The following is a 13,151-nucleotide window of genomic DNA, read 5'->3' on the forward strand; positions in this document are numbered from 1 at the left end:
CAGAGTCAACAGGCCACAAACCAACGGCAAAGTAGAACGCTTCTTCCTCAGCTACAAGACAGAATACGCAACAGGATCATTCGCTAATCTTGCTGACTATATCAGGCATCATAATGAGGCACGGCCTCATATGAGCCTGAACTTCAAGACTCCAAGAGAAGTATGGAATGAACTAAAGCGGAAGTAGTTTCGTGACCGGAAGTAGTTTCGTGATAATAGAAAGGTGGGGCGCCATTGAAAAGTTCCTCACTTCGTTCGGCAACGCCAGGCTCGCCATATAACCCCCTCCTCATAAACGACATTCCCCGACTGGGGCATCCCCCTTGTCGTTGCTCTGCTCTCTATTTAAATGGCTCACGGATGGCGTTGCACTAAAAAATCAAAGATTTTTGGTGCACCTCGCTTTGCTCGGTTGCATCACTTTTCAATGAGCCTTAATGTGGGTTTGGACGATTGCATCAACCGAAACCTCAAAAAATACAATGCATGGGGCTGCCCGGACTTTCGACAGAGCAACAGAGGGCTCTCATTCGAACCGGGGACCTCTACCACCCCAAGGTAGGATCATACCAAGCTAGACCACAGCCCCACAGACAGAGTTTTTCTGCTCGGCTTTAATTTATTTTCTAAAACAAAATAGTGAGGCGCAAAAAAAAGCACAATGTTTTTAAAGGGAGGTCAAAGATTCAACTGCTCCAAAAAGGAGGAAACATGGCAGAGAAACCAAAGAAAAGCGCAAAATCAGAAGAGAAAAGAGAAGAAGAAGGCTCAGAAGAACCTGAAACGCCCCAGAAGGATTCCAAAGATGCGAAAGAGGCAAAAGAAGAAAATGACGATGATGAACACGAAGACTTCGAGGATGAGGATGAATATTGAAGGTATGAATTCTGCACAATGTTTATAAAACAGGTGATTATTCTATAAACCAGCCCCACCTAGCTCAACGGCAGAGCGCATGGCTGTAGATATCACGCAGAGGTGCCAATAAGGCTGGGATGAAGCGTGATCAGCCGTGACCATGAGGTTGCTGGTTCAAGTCCGGCGGTGGGGACTCTTCTCTCCAAAAATAGGCAAATCGCGACCTGCCAAACGAAACCTTTTTAAATAGAGAACAAACACCAAAAAGCATGTGCGCGGAATGCTTCTTTAGATTGACTTGTTTTCTTCAGCGAAAATAAGCATCTAAAGGAAGCTATGTCAGGCTGTTGCCCTGGTAGTGTAGCTCGGCCCAGTGATGGTGAAGCCATCCGCTGCGAGAACTATCATGAAGCCCTGTCGAGGCTTCGACCCGGGTTCAAAAGTTCCTGAAAATCCCGGCCAGGGCGTTTCCATTGGGCCGGTAGCTCAGCCTGGAACAAGGACTTGTGGGCAATAGAGCACCTGAACACATGGTGAAGCTTTTAACCAGGTGGTCGCGAGTTCGAATCTCGTCCGGCCCATGCCTATCAACATGAAGTTTGACATCACCAATCATTCGTTGGTTCCGAAACATAGTATATTGAGTGAAAAGGAGAAGGCGGACCTCCTCGAGAAGTATCAGATATCCATGAATGAACTGCCAAAAATCCTCAAGACCGATCCTGCGATCAGACATCTTCCGGTGAAAGAAGGGAATATCATTAAGATTGTCAGGGAAAGCCCGACTGCCGGAAAAGTGGTGTTTTTCAGGGGAGTCATAAGTTCGTAAAATGAGGAAATATTCTAAAGTATTGCTTCAAAGTTTCTTCAGGGAGTACAGCCTGGTGAACTCAGATATTGAGAGTTTTAATTATTTTATCGAGAAGCAGCTCCAGGAGATTGTCGATGAGAACAAGGAGATTGAGCCCACAATTATCCCCCACAATATTGACAGTTTTAAGATACGGCTTGATAAGATATGGGTTGTAAAACCAGAGATAACAGAGGCTGATGGAAGCAAGCGGAACATTCTCCCCATTGAAGCGCGCCTCAGGAAGATCACCTATGCTGCCCCTTGCTTTATCGAGGTGAGCGCGCATGTCAACGATGTCCAGCGGGAATCTTTCACCACCCAGATTGGGAGCGTTCCCATCATGCTCAAGAGTAAATTATGCCATTTGAATGGCTTGGACAAGCAGAAGTTAATCGAAGCAGGCGAGGATCCTGAAGATCCGGGCGGGTATTTTATTATTAACGGGACAGAGAAAGTGCTTGTGAACATCGAAGATCTGGCTCCGAACAACCTCCTGGTTGAAAGGGAGAGGACCGGGGTTTCCGACTTTACGGCAAAGATGTTCTCGGAGCGCGGATCCTTCAAAATCCCTCATACCATGGAGCGCCTGAAGGACGGGGTTTTCTATCTGAGCTTCACCCGCGTAAAACGAATTCCTGTGGTGGTTATTATCAAGGCGCTCGGTCTGCTCAAAGATGAGGATATTATGCACCATGTCAGCAGCGAGAGGCAATATGATGAAGTGCTGATCAATCTCTACGAATATATTGATATCAAGAATCAGGAAGAGGCGGTGGATTGGATCGCGAAGAAGATCGGAATCACACAGTCCAAGGACATTCGCGTGCAGCGGATGTATGAGATTTTGGATAAGTACCTCCTGCCGCATCTCGGCATCGAAAAAGAGAGCCGGATGTTCAAGGCATATAACCTCTGCAAGATAATACGAAGGTTCCTGAGTGTAGCCAACGGAGAGAGCCCGGTGGATGATAAGGACCATTATATGAACAAGCGCCTCAAAAGCTCAGGGGATCTCCTCGCAGACCTTTTCCGGGCAAATCTCAAAGTGCTGATAGGGGATATGCTGTACAATTTCCAAAGGATTGTAAAGCGAGGGAAATTCCCGAGCATCAAGATAATTATCAGGGACAAGCTGTTGACGCAGAGGATTTACAGCAGCATGGCAACCGGGAATTGGGTGGGCGCCCGGAAGGGAGTGAGCCAGAGAATCCAACGGATCAACTTCCTTGAAACATTATCGCATCTTCAGCGGGTTGTATCTCCATTAAGCGCAACCCAGGAAAACTTTAAGGCGCGAGAGCTGCATGCAACGCATCTTGGGAGACTCTGCCCAATCGAGACCCCTGAAGGAACAAACATCGGTTTAAGGAAGAACCTTGCGCTTCTCAGCCAGGCCTCAGGTCAGACGCCAGAAGAGGAGATTATGAAATCCTTGAAAAACTATGGTTTGAAGCCAGTACAATGAGCGAAGTCTATCTCAACGGAAAATATGTAGGGACAGTTGACGACGGATCCGAGTTCGTCTCCCATCTGATTAGAGATAGGAGGAAGGGAGTTATCCATTCAAATGTGAACGCAGCCTATAAAGATGCAAGTGATGAGGTTGTAATCGAATCCGGGAAGGGGCGCGTGCGGCGGCCACTCATTGTAGTGCACGATGGGGTGCCTCTGCTCACCGAGAATCATGTAAAGCAGATCCAGAAAGGCGAGATGAAGTGGAAAGACCTCATCGAGCAGGGAGTGGTAGAGATGCTGGACGCCATGGAAGAAGAAAAGAGCCTCGTTGCATTCAATGAAGACGAGCTGAGCATAGATCACACGCATATGGAGATCAGCCCAATCGTGATGCTTGGCCTTACTACTTCTCTCGTTCCTTTTGCAAATCACAACCAGTCCTCAAGGCTCAATGCTGGATCGAAGAACCAGAAACAGGCAGTTGGGTTGTATGCTTCAAACTTTGCGGTGAGGATGGACATGGACGTCAATGTTCTGAACACCCCCCAGATACCGTTAGTAGGGTCTATCATGCACGAGATCAGCGAGTACGAAAAGCATCCTGCGGGGCAGAATGTCATCGTCGCAATCATGAGTTTCATGGGCTACAATATGGAAGACGCAATCATCCTCAATCAAGGATCTGTGGATCGGGGGCTTGGGAGATCCACGTATTTTAGGCCCAGCGTCTCTGAAGAATTGAGGTATAGCGGCGGCCTGATGGACCAGATTATGATCCCCGACAAGGATGTAAAGGGGTACAAGAGCGAGAAGGATTATCGGCTGCTTGAGAAGGATGGCATCATCTACCCCGAAGCAGTGATTGCTGAAGGGGATGTCGTTATTGGGAAGGTTTCTCCCCCAAGATTCCTGAGCAGCATGGAAGAGTATAATCTTACATCAAATGTGAAGAGGGAAAGCTCAGTGTCGATCAGCCATGGAGAAAAAGGAGTTGTGGATTTTGTCCTTGTCACAGAGAACGAAGAAGGCAATAAGCTCGTACAGGTCCGCGTGAGGGATGCGCGGATTCCGGAGATAGGGGACAAGTTTACTTCCAGGCACGGGCAGAAGGGCGTGGTCGGCCTTATCGTGCCTGAAGCGGACATGCCCTTCTCGAGTTCAGGTGTTGTTCCGGACATTATGTTCAGCCCGCACGGAATCCCATCCCGAATGACCATTGCTCACTTGCTTGAACTCATTGCAGGAAAGACGGGGGCATTAGGCGGGCGCTTTATCAACGGAACTACCTTTGATGCGGAAAGTGAGGAAGATATAAGGAGGGAATTACAGTCCTATGGGTTCCAGGAAAATGGAACGGAAACGTTCTACAATGGGATGACGGGGGAAAAGATTGAGGCAAAGATTTTTGTTGGAAGTATGTATTATTTAAAACTGAAGCACATGGTTGCAAACAAGATTCATTCGAGAGCCAGAGGGCCAATTCAACTCCTGACGCGGCAGCCAACAGAAGGCCGCGCGAAAGAGGGGGGATTGCGCCTTGGAGAGATGGAAAAGGATACATTCGTTGCCCATGGTGCCGCCCTGCTCCAGAAAGAGAGATTTGATTCAGACAGGACAGTGGTCCCTGTATGCGAGAATTGCGGAATCCTTGCGATCCACAATGAGTTCAAAAACACCGCCTATTGTGTAGTTTGCGGCGATAATGTTGAGATTAATAACATTGAGATCAGCTATGCCTTCAAGCTCATGCTTGATGAGTTCAAGACCCTCGGCATCTACCCTAAACTGACGCTGGAGAATAAGTATTGAGGCCAGGAGCAGGTTGTGATATGACAGAAGAAACAAAGGCAGAAACAAAAGAGGCGCAGCCTGAAAAGAAGGAAGCGGAAGATTTTCCTGAGAGGTACATCTTCAAACAGGTGAAATCATTTGTATTTGGTGTCCTGTCTCCCAAGATGATCAAGAAGATGGCAGTGGCAAAGATCGTCACGCCAGAGCTCTATGATAAGGAGGGGTACCCTGTCGATGGGGGGCTCATGGACATCCGCTTGGGAGTGATCGATCCCGGATTGAAATGCAGGACTTGTGGATCCAAACTCAAGGAGTGCATCGGCCACTTCGGCTATATCGAACTCGCACGGCCAGTTATTCATGTTAAATTTGTTGAGATCATCCATATGCTGCTGCAGTGCACCTGCAGGGAATGCGGGCATGCCCTTCTCCAAAAGAACAAGAAAGATGGCCTTGTTGCTGAAATACGCATGGTTGCGGAGAAAGAGGGGCCTATCGCCATGCGAAAAAAGGTCAAGGCTGCAATCGCAGGTATAAAGTCAACAAACAAATGCCCATTGTGCAAGGCAAAGCAGTTTAAAATCACCATAGAGAAACCCACAACCTTTATCGAGAATGAACAGCGTGTGAGTCCTATCGAGGTAAGGACGCGGCTGGAGAAGATCCCGGATGATGACTTAGAGGTGTTTGGCCTGAATGTAAGCGCAGTCCGCCCTGAGTGGCTGATCCTGACTATACTTTCCATCCCTCCGGTTACCATGAGGCCTTCAATCACGCTCGAGAGCGGCGAGAGGAGCGAGGATGACCTTACACATAAGATAGGGGATATTGTGCGGATTAACCAGCGGTTGTTTGAGAACATCAATGCCGGAGCGCCGGAGATCATTATTGAAGACCTCTGGGACCTTCTCCAATACCATATCACGACCTTCTTTGATAATTCTATCCCCCAGCTTCCTGTTGCAAGGCACCGAAGCGGCCAGCCGCTCAAGACCCTCTCCGAGAGGATCAAAAGCAAAGATGGAAGGATCCGCCACAATCTTGCTGGAAAAAGGACGAACTTCTCTGCAAGGACGGTCATCAGCCCTGACCCGAGGATACAGCTCAATGAGGTCGGAGTCCCAAAAGTCATGGCTATGAATCTTACGGTTCCTGAAAGGGTCACAGAATGGAACCTTGCATACCTCAAAAAGTTTATGGAGCGCGGTCCGGGGCAATACCCTGGGGCGAATTACGTCATCAGGCCCGACGGGAAGAAAAAGAAGATAACGGAAGAGACGCAGGAAGCCTCACTGGAAGAAGTTGCCCCAGGATATATCGTGGAGAGGCACCTCATTGACGGAGATATTGCAATCTTCAATCGCCAGCCATCCTTGCACAGGATGAGCATGATGTGCCACAGAGTGCGGGTCCTTCCAGGGAAGACATTGAGGATCAATCCAGCAGTCTGCCACCCGTACAACGCTGATTTTGACGGAGATGAGATGAATCTCCATATCCCCCAGACAGAGGAAGCCCGGGCAGAGGCTGAAATTCTGATGGAAGTGCAGACACAGCTCATATCGCCAAGGTACGGACTGAGCATAGTGGGGTGTGTCCAGGATGCGATCTCCGGAAATTATATCCTGACAAGATATGGAAAGATGCCGCGGACAGAAGCTATTGACCTGCTCTATGCAACGGGGGTTAGAGACTTCTCAAGGCTTCCAAAAAAGCAGGTTGTAGATGGAAAAGAGATATTCAGCGCTCTTCTTCCTCCGGATTTCAGTTTTTCAGGCCATGCCAAAGTATGCAGCGAGGGCTGCTCGAAGGATACGCATGTCCTGATTTCCAAAGGCAGATTGATATCGGGGGTCATGGACAAGGCAAATTTAGGCGAAGGATCAGGACTGATGATGAGAGAGCTGCACAAGAAATATGGCAAGGATTTCTCCCTGGACTTCCTGCAGAAACTCTACCGGCTTGGCACTGACTCGTTGCTGAAGTTTGGATTTTCATCTCCGTTATCTGATGTGGATATCCTCCCTGAAGGAAAAGCAGAGATAAAAAAAGTGCTCGATCAGGCCGAGCAGGAATCGCAGGAGCTCATCAGGTCATTCCGGGAGGGAAAATTGGAGGCATTTCCCGGAAGGAGCGCCGAAGAGACCTTGGAATTGAGGATTCTTGAAGTCCTCAACAAGGCAAGGAATCAGACAGGGATATTGGTCTCTAAGTATGCGGCATCAGGCACGCATATGCTTATCATGGCAAAATCCGGGGCCCGCGGGAATATCATTAACCTCGCGCAGATGGCTGCTTGTGTGGGCCAGCAGGCAATGCGGGGAAAGCGCATCGAGAAAGGCTATTCCGAAAGGACATTATCCTGCTTCAAGAGGGGCGATCTGTCTCCTGACGCACGTGGATTCATCAGGAGGGGGTTCAAGGAAGGCATGACGCCTCAGGAATTCTTTTTCGGGGCGATCACTGGCAGAGACTCCCTTATGGATACTGCCTTAAGGACGCCAAAGAGCGGTTATCTTTACCGGCGCCTGGCCAATGCAATGCAGGATCTTAAGGTGGAGTATGATAATACGGTAAGAGATTCCAACAAGAAGATCGTCCAGTTTAGGTATGGAGAAGACGGAATCGACGTGTCCAAATCAGAGAACGGAAAGATAAATGTGAAGAAAATCATCCAGGAGGTCGTAGGAAACGGGAATTAATATGGAAGAAATAAAACTGCTTGAGAGAAAGCTTCCCTTGGCAATCATCAAGGAGATACGCGAGAATCTGCCCAAGAATGTGGGAAAGGCCCGCTACACGGAAGTTCTCCAGAAGGTGTTGGAGGAGTACAAGCAATCCCGTGTTGAGCCAGGCGAGTCTGTAGGCCTTATATCCGCGGAGTCAATTGGGGAACCGAGCACTCAAATGACCCTGAATACCTTCCACTTTGCGGGCGTAGCTGAGATGAATGTGACTGTGGGCCTTCCACGAATAATCGAAGTCCTCGATGGGAGGAAGGAGATATCAACACCTATGATGGAGATTTATCTGAAAAAGCCATACAGCAAAGGGGCAGAGATTCGAAAAGCTGGAGCCTTGATCAAGGAAACTCAGTTTAAGGAGATTGTAAAGGAGTTCTCAATCAACATGCTGGAAACAAGCATTGAGATTACAGTAGACAGGGAAAGAATGCAGGAATTGGGCGTCAACGAGCCTACCGTTCTCAAGAATGTCGCAAAGGAGATTAAGGGATTTGCAGCAAAGTTCAAAGATAAGGATACTCTTGTCCTAAAGAGTAAGAGCAAAGAAAAGGCATTCAATGAGGTGTATCTTGCAAAGGAGAAGGTGAAGGGGGTGTACCTCAAAGGGATCAAGGACATTTCCCAGATACTCACAGTGAAGAAAGGAGATGAATACATGATTATAACGTCCGGAAGCAACCTCAAGGACACCTTTGATCTTGATATTGTTGATGCAGCACGGACTACAACGAATAATGTTTTTGAGATAGCTGATGTGCTCGGCATCGAGGCGGCCCGGCAGGCAATCATCAACGAGGTCTACAAGGTCATTGAAGCTCAAGGGTTAAACGTTGACATTAGGCATATCATGCTCGTAGCAGATACGATGTGCGCAGGAGGGAAAATCAAAGGTGTAACAAGGTATGGAGTGGTAAGTGAAAAGGCGTCTGTGCTCGCACGCGCCTCGTTTGAAACCCCGATCAAGCATATAGTAAATGCGGCGATGTCCGGGGAAGAGGACAAACTCAATTCTGTGGTGGAAAATGTCATGCTGAACCAGCCAATCCCGGTTGGAACAGGGCTGCCCGGGCTCCGGATTAAATTAAAGCAAGAGGAGGATCATGGCAAAGAAGGAGATTGATGAGCAGCTTGCTGAAGTCAGGCAGGCGCTGAAATCAAAGAAGCTTGTGATAGGGACAGAGAGAACCCTCAAGTCGCTCAAGATTGGCGGAATCCAGAAAGTATTCTTAGCAGCAAACTGTCCGGAGCAGGTCAAGGCGGATGTCGCCTATTATGCCAGAATAGGCAATGCGGCTGCGGTCAGGCTCAAGTATGATAATGAGGAACTCGGAGTAATATGCAAGAAGCCCTTTGCAATTTCTATTCTTGGAGTAAAGACAGGGAATGGTTAAAATAAAGTATGACAGCCAGCTGATGAAGACGATGAGTGTGTTTGAGCAGGTGACGCACGCAAAGCTCAAAGACGCGGTTGATCAGGAAAACAGGATTTTGTTTGTCACTGAAGAGAATGAGGCTGGCAGGGCAATCGGCAGGCACCATAGCAACAGCGAAAAACTTGCGAGGCTCCTGAAAAGAAAGATTAAAATAGTGGAATTTAACCCCGATGTCAAGGGGTTCATCAGGAACTTGGTGTATCCGCTGAATACAAGGGATATAGAGGAATCCCAAGGCACGATAACTATCTCTTCCGGTGATCCGGAGACAAAAAGGATCCTCATCGGAAGAGACGCAAAAAATCTCAAAGACCTTAGGAGCGTCGTGAAGCGGTTTTTTGACATACAGGAGATACGAATAATATAGGGAGAATAGAGAACATGGGAAGCAAGAGCCGCGGCATGTTTGCTGCGAACAAGCTGAAGAGGAGAAGAGCCCAATCGAAGTGGCTGCACCGGTCCTATATCAAAAGGATCCTTCGCCTTAAGGAGAGGTCAGACCCATTGGAGGGGTCATCGCAGGCAAAGGGCCTGGTGTTGGAGAAGATTCAGCTCGAAGCAAAGCAGCCCAACTCAGGAATGAGGAAATGTGTCCGGGTCCAGCTCACGAAGAATGGAAGGCAGGTCAGTGCGTTTTGCCCCGGCGACGGAGCCACAAAGCTCATTGACGAGCATGATGAGGTTATCATAGAGTGCATTGGCGGAAAGATGGGCCGCGCAAAGGGGGATATCCCGGGAGTCCGGTGGCAGGTCATCAAAGTCAACGACCAGAGCTTAAAGGCACTGCTGGCAGGAAAGATTGAGAAGGCAAGAAGATGATCAAAGCATTTGACAGATGGGGCACTGAAGGGATCGAGGTTCAGGACAAAGGCCTTCAGAATTATATCACATTGGAGCCAAAAATTGTTCCCCGCACAGGCGCGCGCTATGCAGGAAACAAGTTTCACAAGAGCAAGACATTCATCATTGAGCGCCTGATGAACAAGGTCATGATTCCTGGCCATAAGAACAAGAAACATTTTAAGACAAGCTATCCCATGACAGGGAAAGCGCTCACGGCGTATGGGCTGATCAAGCAAGTGCTGACAAAAATTGAATCAACAACCAAGCAGAATCCTATAGGGGTTGTCGTTCGTGCAATAGAGAATGCTGCAACACGGGAAGAGATTGTTACAATTGAGTATGGAGGCGCGCGCTACCCGAAAGCAGTTGAGTGCGCGCCGCAGCGGAGGGTTGACATTGCGTTGCGGTGGATGGTCCAGGGCGCATATCACAAGTCATTTAATTCCAAGAAAAGCTTCGCTGATGCGCTTACCGAAGAGATTATCAATGCTTCCCAGGCAAGCCAGAACTCAAACGCCATTTCTAGAAAGCTAGAGCTTGAAAGGCAGGCTGATGCGAGCAGGTAGGGACAGCTTCTGTATTCGCTGCTCTGCAGATTTCAACAAAATTAAAACCACTATTTCTTCCTCTGCTGGTACGCCATTCTCGGTCCAGCCCGTGGAGACTGCCGAAGGATAGGCGCAGGAGAAGGTTCTTCCTTAGATGGAATTTCCGGCTCATACTCATGATATTCGTAAGGGATGCCGCCCTGAGCCCCCATACTCAAGTCTTTTTTGGAAAAGTCTTTTTGCTCTAAGCGATGATACTGAAAACGCAAATGGTCGTATTTTCGCCTTGCATTCCTTATAAGAGTCCCCTCCTCACTTGAGTGCTCGCTAAAAGAAGGTATAAAAAGTTTTTCTGATGGAAAATGATGTTCTGAAAGGGATGTATGGAGGCTCTCCAAGTAAGGTTCAACATCTTCTTTGGAAAGACGCCCCGAAACGCTATGGACTTCGAGTTCCAGCACAAGATTCCACAAAAGGCACTGATAGAAGTCATGTACAGAAGTTTTGTTGAATGTGGTACGTACAGAATCGGCATTCAATGGTGTAGGCTGATCTGTTTCCCTGAGAATCGCCTTCCCTTGATCAAGATCATACTCCAAAGGGATAAGAGCATAGTTGTTGGGTCCTGTAATAAACAAGCCGTCAAGACGCTGAGCGTGCTGATGGACTAAATGGGGCCCAAGAAGCAAAGGGATGTTCTGTCGACCCCCCTCAACTGAAAGGTAATTTAAGAGCGACTCAAGAGGTTTGAGGGAGAGTGCTTTCTCGAAATTGGACCGAGATTGGCCTGTAAGAGGCTCGCCAAATCTGTCAGAACTAAAAACAAATAAGCTGCTGCTATCAGTGATACAATAGGCCGGACCAAGGTACTCCGCCTTATGGCTTGATATATCACGTCCTTGCAAAGACCCAATGCGCGGAGGCTGATGAGGGTTCATAGGCAGAGAGATATGCAGGCATTTATAAGAATTGCTATTACTTCGTTATTTTAAGGTAGGTACAGCCACCAAAACACTTAAAAACAGTCATAATTGCTCCACGCGGCAGGCCATGCAGGAATTCCTTAAGAAAATACCCCGAACTCCTCCAAGCGCTTGATTTCTGCATCAGCCAAACGTGCCTGACCGCCACCGCCTCACAGCCCCAATCTCATTGCGAAAGAATACGACGGGGTCATTCGGCATCCAGTGGACAGATGAGGTCTCGATGACAAAAGGCGCGGAAAGCCGTCTTACGGGATTGAGAAGCCTCTGTTCATCCTCAGTAAGCAGCGAAAAGGGCTTGTGCCTTGCTCCAGTTACAGAATCGTTCCCGCTGAAGTGAACATACGCAATATCCGTTTTAAATTCTCTAAGCAGACCGAGCAGTTCCTCAGGTGAGATTGTCAAGGCATGCGTCGTATCAAGACAGAGCTTCATTCCTGGATTCATATCCAAAATTGATCGGTACAGAGAGAAAGGCAGCTGGTATTGTTTAATAGTATTCTCAATGCAGAGGATAGTGCGGGGTGATACGATGCCGAGCGAGTCAGTAATCATGCCAAGGTTAGCGGGCTTGAACATATGCAGTACAATATGCCTTGCCCTAATCCGGGCTGCAATATCCCCAATCTTCTGCATAAAAGGGGTGTCTTCAGCTCCATAGAAAATCCTCCTTCCATCATCCCATTGCCATGGCGCATGAATGCTGTTGCACCGAAATTGCATCAGCACCTCCCATTCATCATCTGTCAGCTGAAATGTGGCTACATCTTGAGGCTGTGCAAAGGTAAGCTCAATGCCGTCAGCTGGAAGCCGCAGTGCAATTTTGGTGTCGAGTGCTGTATCTCTGCCGGTGAGCGCCGTATTCCCCTTGCTACTCTTGTAGAAGTTTCCAGTCGCAAGGCAGACTTCACCTGAGCTCAACAGCGTCACCCCGGTGTATAGAATCTGCCCCCCCTTCGTTAACTTCCAGCACATACTGCGCCGGCGCGTCCGTAGTAATGAGTGGACAGGGATCAACCCTGCATGGAAGCCCCTTTTTGACATCAAGAACTGTGCCAGCTCCAATAAAGATGATATCCAGAGGAATGAAGGTGTTCTTCATCCAGAAAGCCGGAGTAACCTCCTTCCCAAAGACAAACAACATTCCTGAGCCTGATGCTAAAGATGACCTGTTCATAAGCCCTTGGCTGCGCTCTGAATCAGTATCTGCGATCTCAATCGAAAACTGGAGTTCTCCATCATCCGTATGAACAACGACTGAGCTTATATCATCTTGAGAGCACCCTCCTGATACAAAGAGCAAAGAGAAAAGGATACTCCAATAGATTGTTCCATATGAATGAGTAATCATGGGTTTCATCAACATTAGCAAAAAGGAACTCTTTAAAAAGATTATTGGTGGGTAACGCTCCGGTGAAAATGGCGTTGCAAGAAAATTGGAGATTTTCTGCACGGAAAATCTATGATTTTCCTGTGCCGTCAATTCGTGAGGCTCTTATACGGTGACCTCCTCCCCGCCCTAAAGGGCGGGGCTTCCTGCGCTAACTGAACACCACGTTGTGGTGTGCTTCCTGATTCTTGATATAGGCCTCACAAACGGCAAGATCATTCACTCCTACCGTCGCTGAATAACTGCTCGGCGC

The 13,151-nt window shown here is 48.2% G+C and carries 14 protein-coding genes and 4 tRNA genes; 14 read left to right on the forward strand and 4 right to left on the reverse strand.

Annotated features, from left to right (window positions below):
• Positions 1 to 187: integrase core domain-containing protein (locus VJB08_03545; protein ID HLD43034.1), on the forward strand; the 187-nt coding region annotated here is incomplete at its 5' end.
• Between the two features lie 300 nt (positions 188 to 487).
• Here the strand turns inward: VJB08_03545 and VJB08_03550 are convergent.
• Positions 488 to 589 (reverse strand) — tRNA-Pro (locus VJB08_03550).
• Positions 590 to 711: 122 nt separating this feature from the next.
• Here VJB08_03550 and VJB08_03555 point away from each other — a divergent pair.
• From VJB08_03555 to rpsG, 13 genes are all read left to right on the forward strand, one after another.
• Complete coding sequence (locus VJB08_03555) at positions 712 to 876, forward strand: hypothetical protein (GenBank protein HLD43035.1); 165 nt, start codon at positions 712 to 714, stop codon at positions 874 to 876.
• A 53-nt stretch (positions 877 to 929) separates the two neighbouring features.
• Positions 930 to 1,051: transfer RNA gene (locus tag VJB08_03560), tRNA-Tyr, on the forward strand.
• A gap of 156 nt (positions 1,052 to 1,207) precedes the next feature.
• Positions 1,208 to 1,325 (forward strand) — tRNA-Asp (locus VJB08_03565).
• Positions 1,326 to 1,333: 8 nt separating this feature from the next.
• Positions 1,334 to 1,439 (forward strand) — tRNA-Lys (locus tag VJB08_03570).
• Between the two features lie 11 nt (positions 1,440 to 1,450).
• Positions 1,451 to 1,687: a DNA-directed RNA polymerase subunit H gene (locus VJB08_03575; GenBank protein ID HLD43036.1), complete on the forward strand. Its 237-nt coding sequence runs from the start codon at positions 1,451 to 1,453 to the stop codon at positions 1,685 to 1,687.
• A gap of 1 nt (position 1,688) precedes the next feature.
• Positions 1,689 to 3,176 carry a DNA-directed RNA polymerase subunit B'' gene (locus VJB08_03580; GenBank protein ID HLD43037.1) on the forward strand — a complete coding sequence of 496 codons (1,488 nt, stop codon included), beginning with the start codon at positions 1,689 to 1,691 and terminating at the stop codon, positions 3,174 to 3,176.
• A complete protein-coding gene (gene rpoB / locus VJB08_03585) occupies positions 3,173 to 4,975 on the forward strand; it encodes a DNA-directed RNA polymerase subunit B (GenBank protein HLD43038.1) in 1,803 nt (600 codons plus the stop codon). Before VJB08_03580 ends, rpoB begins: the two co-directional genes overlap by 4 nt.
• A gap of 20 nt (positions 4,976 to 4,995) precedes the next feature.
• Positions 4,996 to 7,659: a DNA-directed RNA polymerase subunit A' gene (locus VJB08_03590; protein ID HLD43039.1), complete on the forward strand. Its 2,664-nt coding sequence runs from the start codon at positions 4,996 to 4,998 to the stop codon at positions 7,657 to 7,659.
• Position 7,660: 1 nt separating this feature from the next.
• Positions 7,661 to 8,821 (forward strand): DNA-directed RNA polymerase subunit A'', encoded by a 1,161-nt coding sequence (gene rpoA2, locus VJB08_03595; protein HLD43040.1) that lies wholly within the window; start codon positions 7,661 to 7,663, stop codon positions 8,819 to 8,821.
• A complete protein-coding gene (locus VJB08_03600) occupies positions 8,802 to 9,092 on the forward strand; it encodes a ribosomal L7Ae/L30e/S12e/Gadd45 family protein (GenBank protein HLD43041.1) in 291 nt (96 codons plus the stop codon). Before rpoA2 ends, VJB08_03600 begins: the two co-directional genes overlap by 20 nt.
• Complete coding sequence (locus tag VJB08_03605; protein ID HLD43042.1) at positions 9,085 to 9,501, forward strand: NusA-like transcription termination signal-binding factor; 417 nt, start codon at positions 9,085 to 9,087, stop codon at positions 9,499 to 9,501. The genes VJB08_03600 and VJB08_03605 overlap by 8 nt, the downstream gene beginning before the upstream one ends.
• Positions 9,502 to 9,515: 14 nt before the next feature.
• On the forward strand, positions 9,516 to 9,953 hold the full coding sequence (locus tag VJB08_03610) for a 30S ribosomal protein S12 (protein HLD43043.1): 438 nt from the start codon (positions 9,516 to 9,518) through the stop codon (positions 9,951 to 9,953).
• A complete protein-coding gene (gene rpsG / locus VJB08_03615) occupies positions 9,950 to 10,543 on the forward strand; it encodes a 30S ribosomal protein S7 (protein ID HLD43044.1) in 594 nt (197 codons plus the stop codon). Before VJB08_03610 ends, rpsG begins: the two co-directional genes overlap by 4 nt.
• Before the next feature lie 50 nt (positions 10,544 to 10,593).
• Here rpsG and VJB08_03620 read toward each other — a convergent pair whose 3' ends face one another.
• The 3 genes from VJB08_03620 to VJB08_03630 all read right to left on the reverse strand — a co-directional run bounded on the left by VJB08_03620 (position 10,594) and on the right by VJB08_03630 (position 12,868).
• On the reverse strand, positions 10,594 to 11,463 hold the full coding sequence (locus tag VJB08_03620; protein HLD43045.1) for a hypothetical protein: 870 nt from the start codon (positions 11,461 to 11,463) through the stop codon (positions 10,594 to 10,596).
• Between the two features lie 168 nt (positions 11,464 to 11,631).
• A complete protein-coding gene (locus VJB08_03625) occupies positions 11,632 to 12,429 on the reverse strand; it encodes a hypothetical protein (GenBank protein HLD43046.1) in 798 nt (265 codons plus the stop codon).
• The gene (locus VJB08_03630) at positions 12,416 to 12,868 is read right to left on the reverse strand and encodes a DUF192 domain-containing protein (GenBank protein ID HLD43047.1); all 453 of its coding nucleotides are present in this window, start codon (positions 12,866 to 12,868) and stop codon (positions 12,416 to 12,418) included. Before VJB08_03630 ends, VJB08_03625 begins: the two co-directional genes overlap by 14 nt.
• Positions 12,869 to 13,151 lie beyond the last annotated feature (283 nt).

Source organism: Candidatus Nanoarchaeia archaeon, assembly GCA_035290625.1.
Taxonomy (GTDB): domain Archaea; phylum Nanobdellota; class Nanobdellia; order Woesearchaeales; family DATDTY01; genus DATDTY01.

Coding starts and splice junctions, on each gene's coding strand:
- VJB08_03555 (HLD43035.1), top strand. CDS start 712: ATGGCAGAGAAACCAAAGAAAAGCGCAAAATCAGAAGAGAAAAGAGAA.
- VJB08_03575 (HLD43036.1), top strand. CDS start 1,451: ATGAAGTTTGACATCACCAATCATTCGTTGGTTCCGAAACATAGTATA.
- VJB08_03580 (HLD43037.1), top strand. CDS start 1,689: ATGAGGAAATATTCTAAAGTATTGCTTCAAAGTTTCTTCAGGGAGTAC.
- rpoB (HLD43038.1), top strand. CDS start 3,173: ATGAGCGAAGTCTATCTCAACGGAAAATATGTAGGGACAGTTGACGAC.
- VJB08_03590 (HLD43039.1), top strand. CDS start 4,996: ATGACAGAAGAAACAAAGGCAGAAACAAAAGAGGCGCAGCCTGAAAAG.
- rpoA2 (HLD43040.1), top strand. CDS start 7,661: ATGGAAGAAATAAAACTGCTTGAGAGAAAGCTTCCCTTGGCAATCATC.
- VJB08_03600 (HLD43041.1), top strand. CDS start 8,802: ATGGCAAAGAAGGAGATTGATGAGCAGCTTGCTGAAGTCAGGCAGGCG.
- VJB08_03605 (HLD43042.1), top strand. CDS start 9,085: ATGGTTAAAATAAAGTATGACAGCCAGCTGATGAAGACGATGAGTGTG.
- VJB08_03610 (HLD43043.1), top strand. CDS start 9,516: ATGGGAAGCAAGAGCCGCGGCATGTTTGCTGCGAACAAGCTGAAGAGG.
- rpsG (HLD43044.1), top strand. CDS start 9,950: ATGATCAAAGCATTTGACAGATGGGGCACTGAAGGGATCGAGGTTCAG.
- VJB08_03620 (HLD43045.1), bottom strand. CDS start 11,463: ATGAACCCTCATCAGCCTCCGCGCATTGGGTCTTTGCAAGGACGTGAT.
- VJB08_03630 (HLD43047.1), bottom strand. CDS start 12,868: ATGAAACCCATGATTACTCATTCATATGGAACAATCTATTGGAGTATC.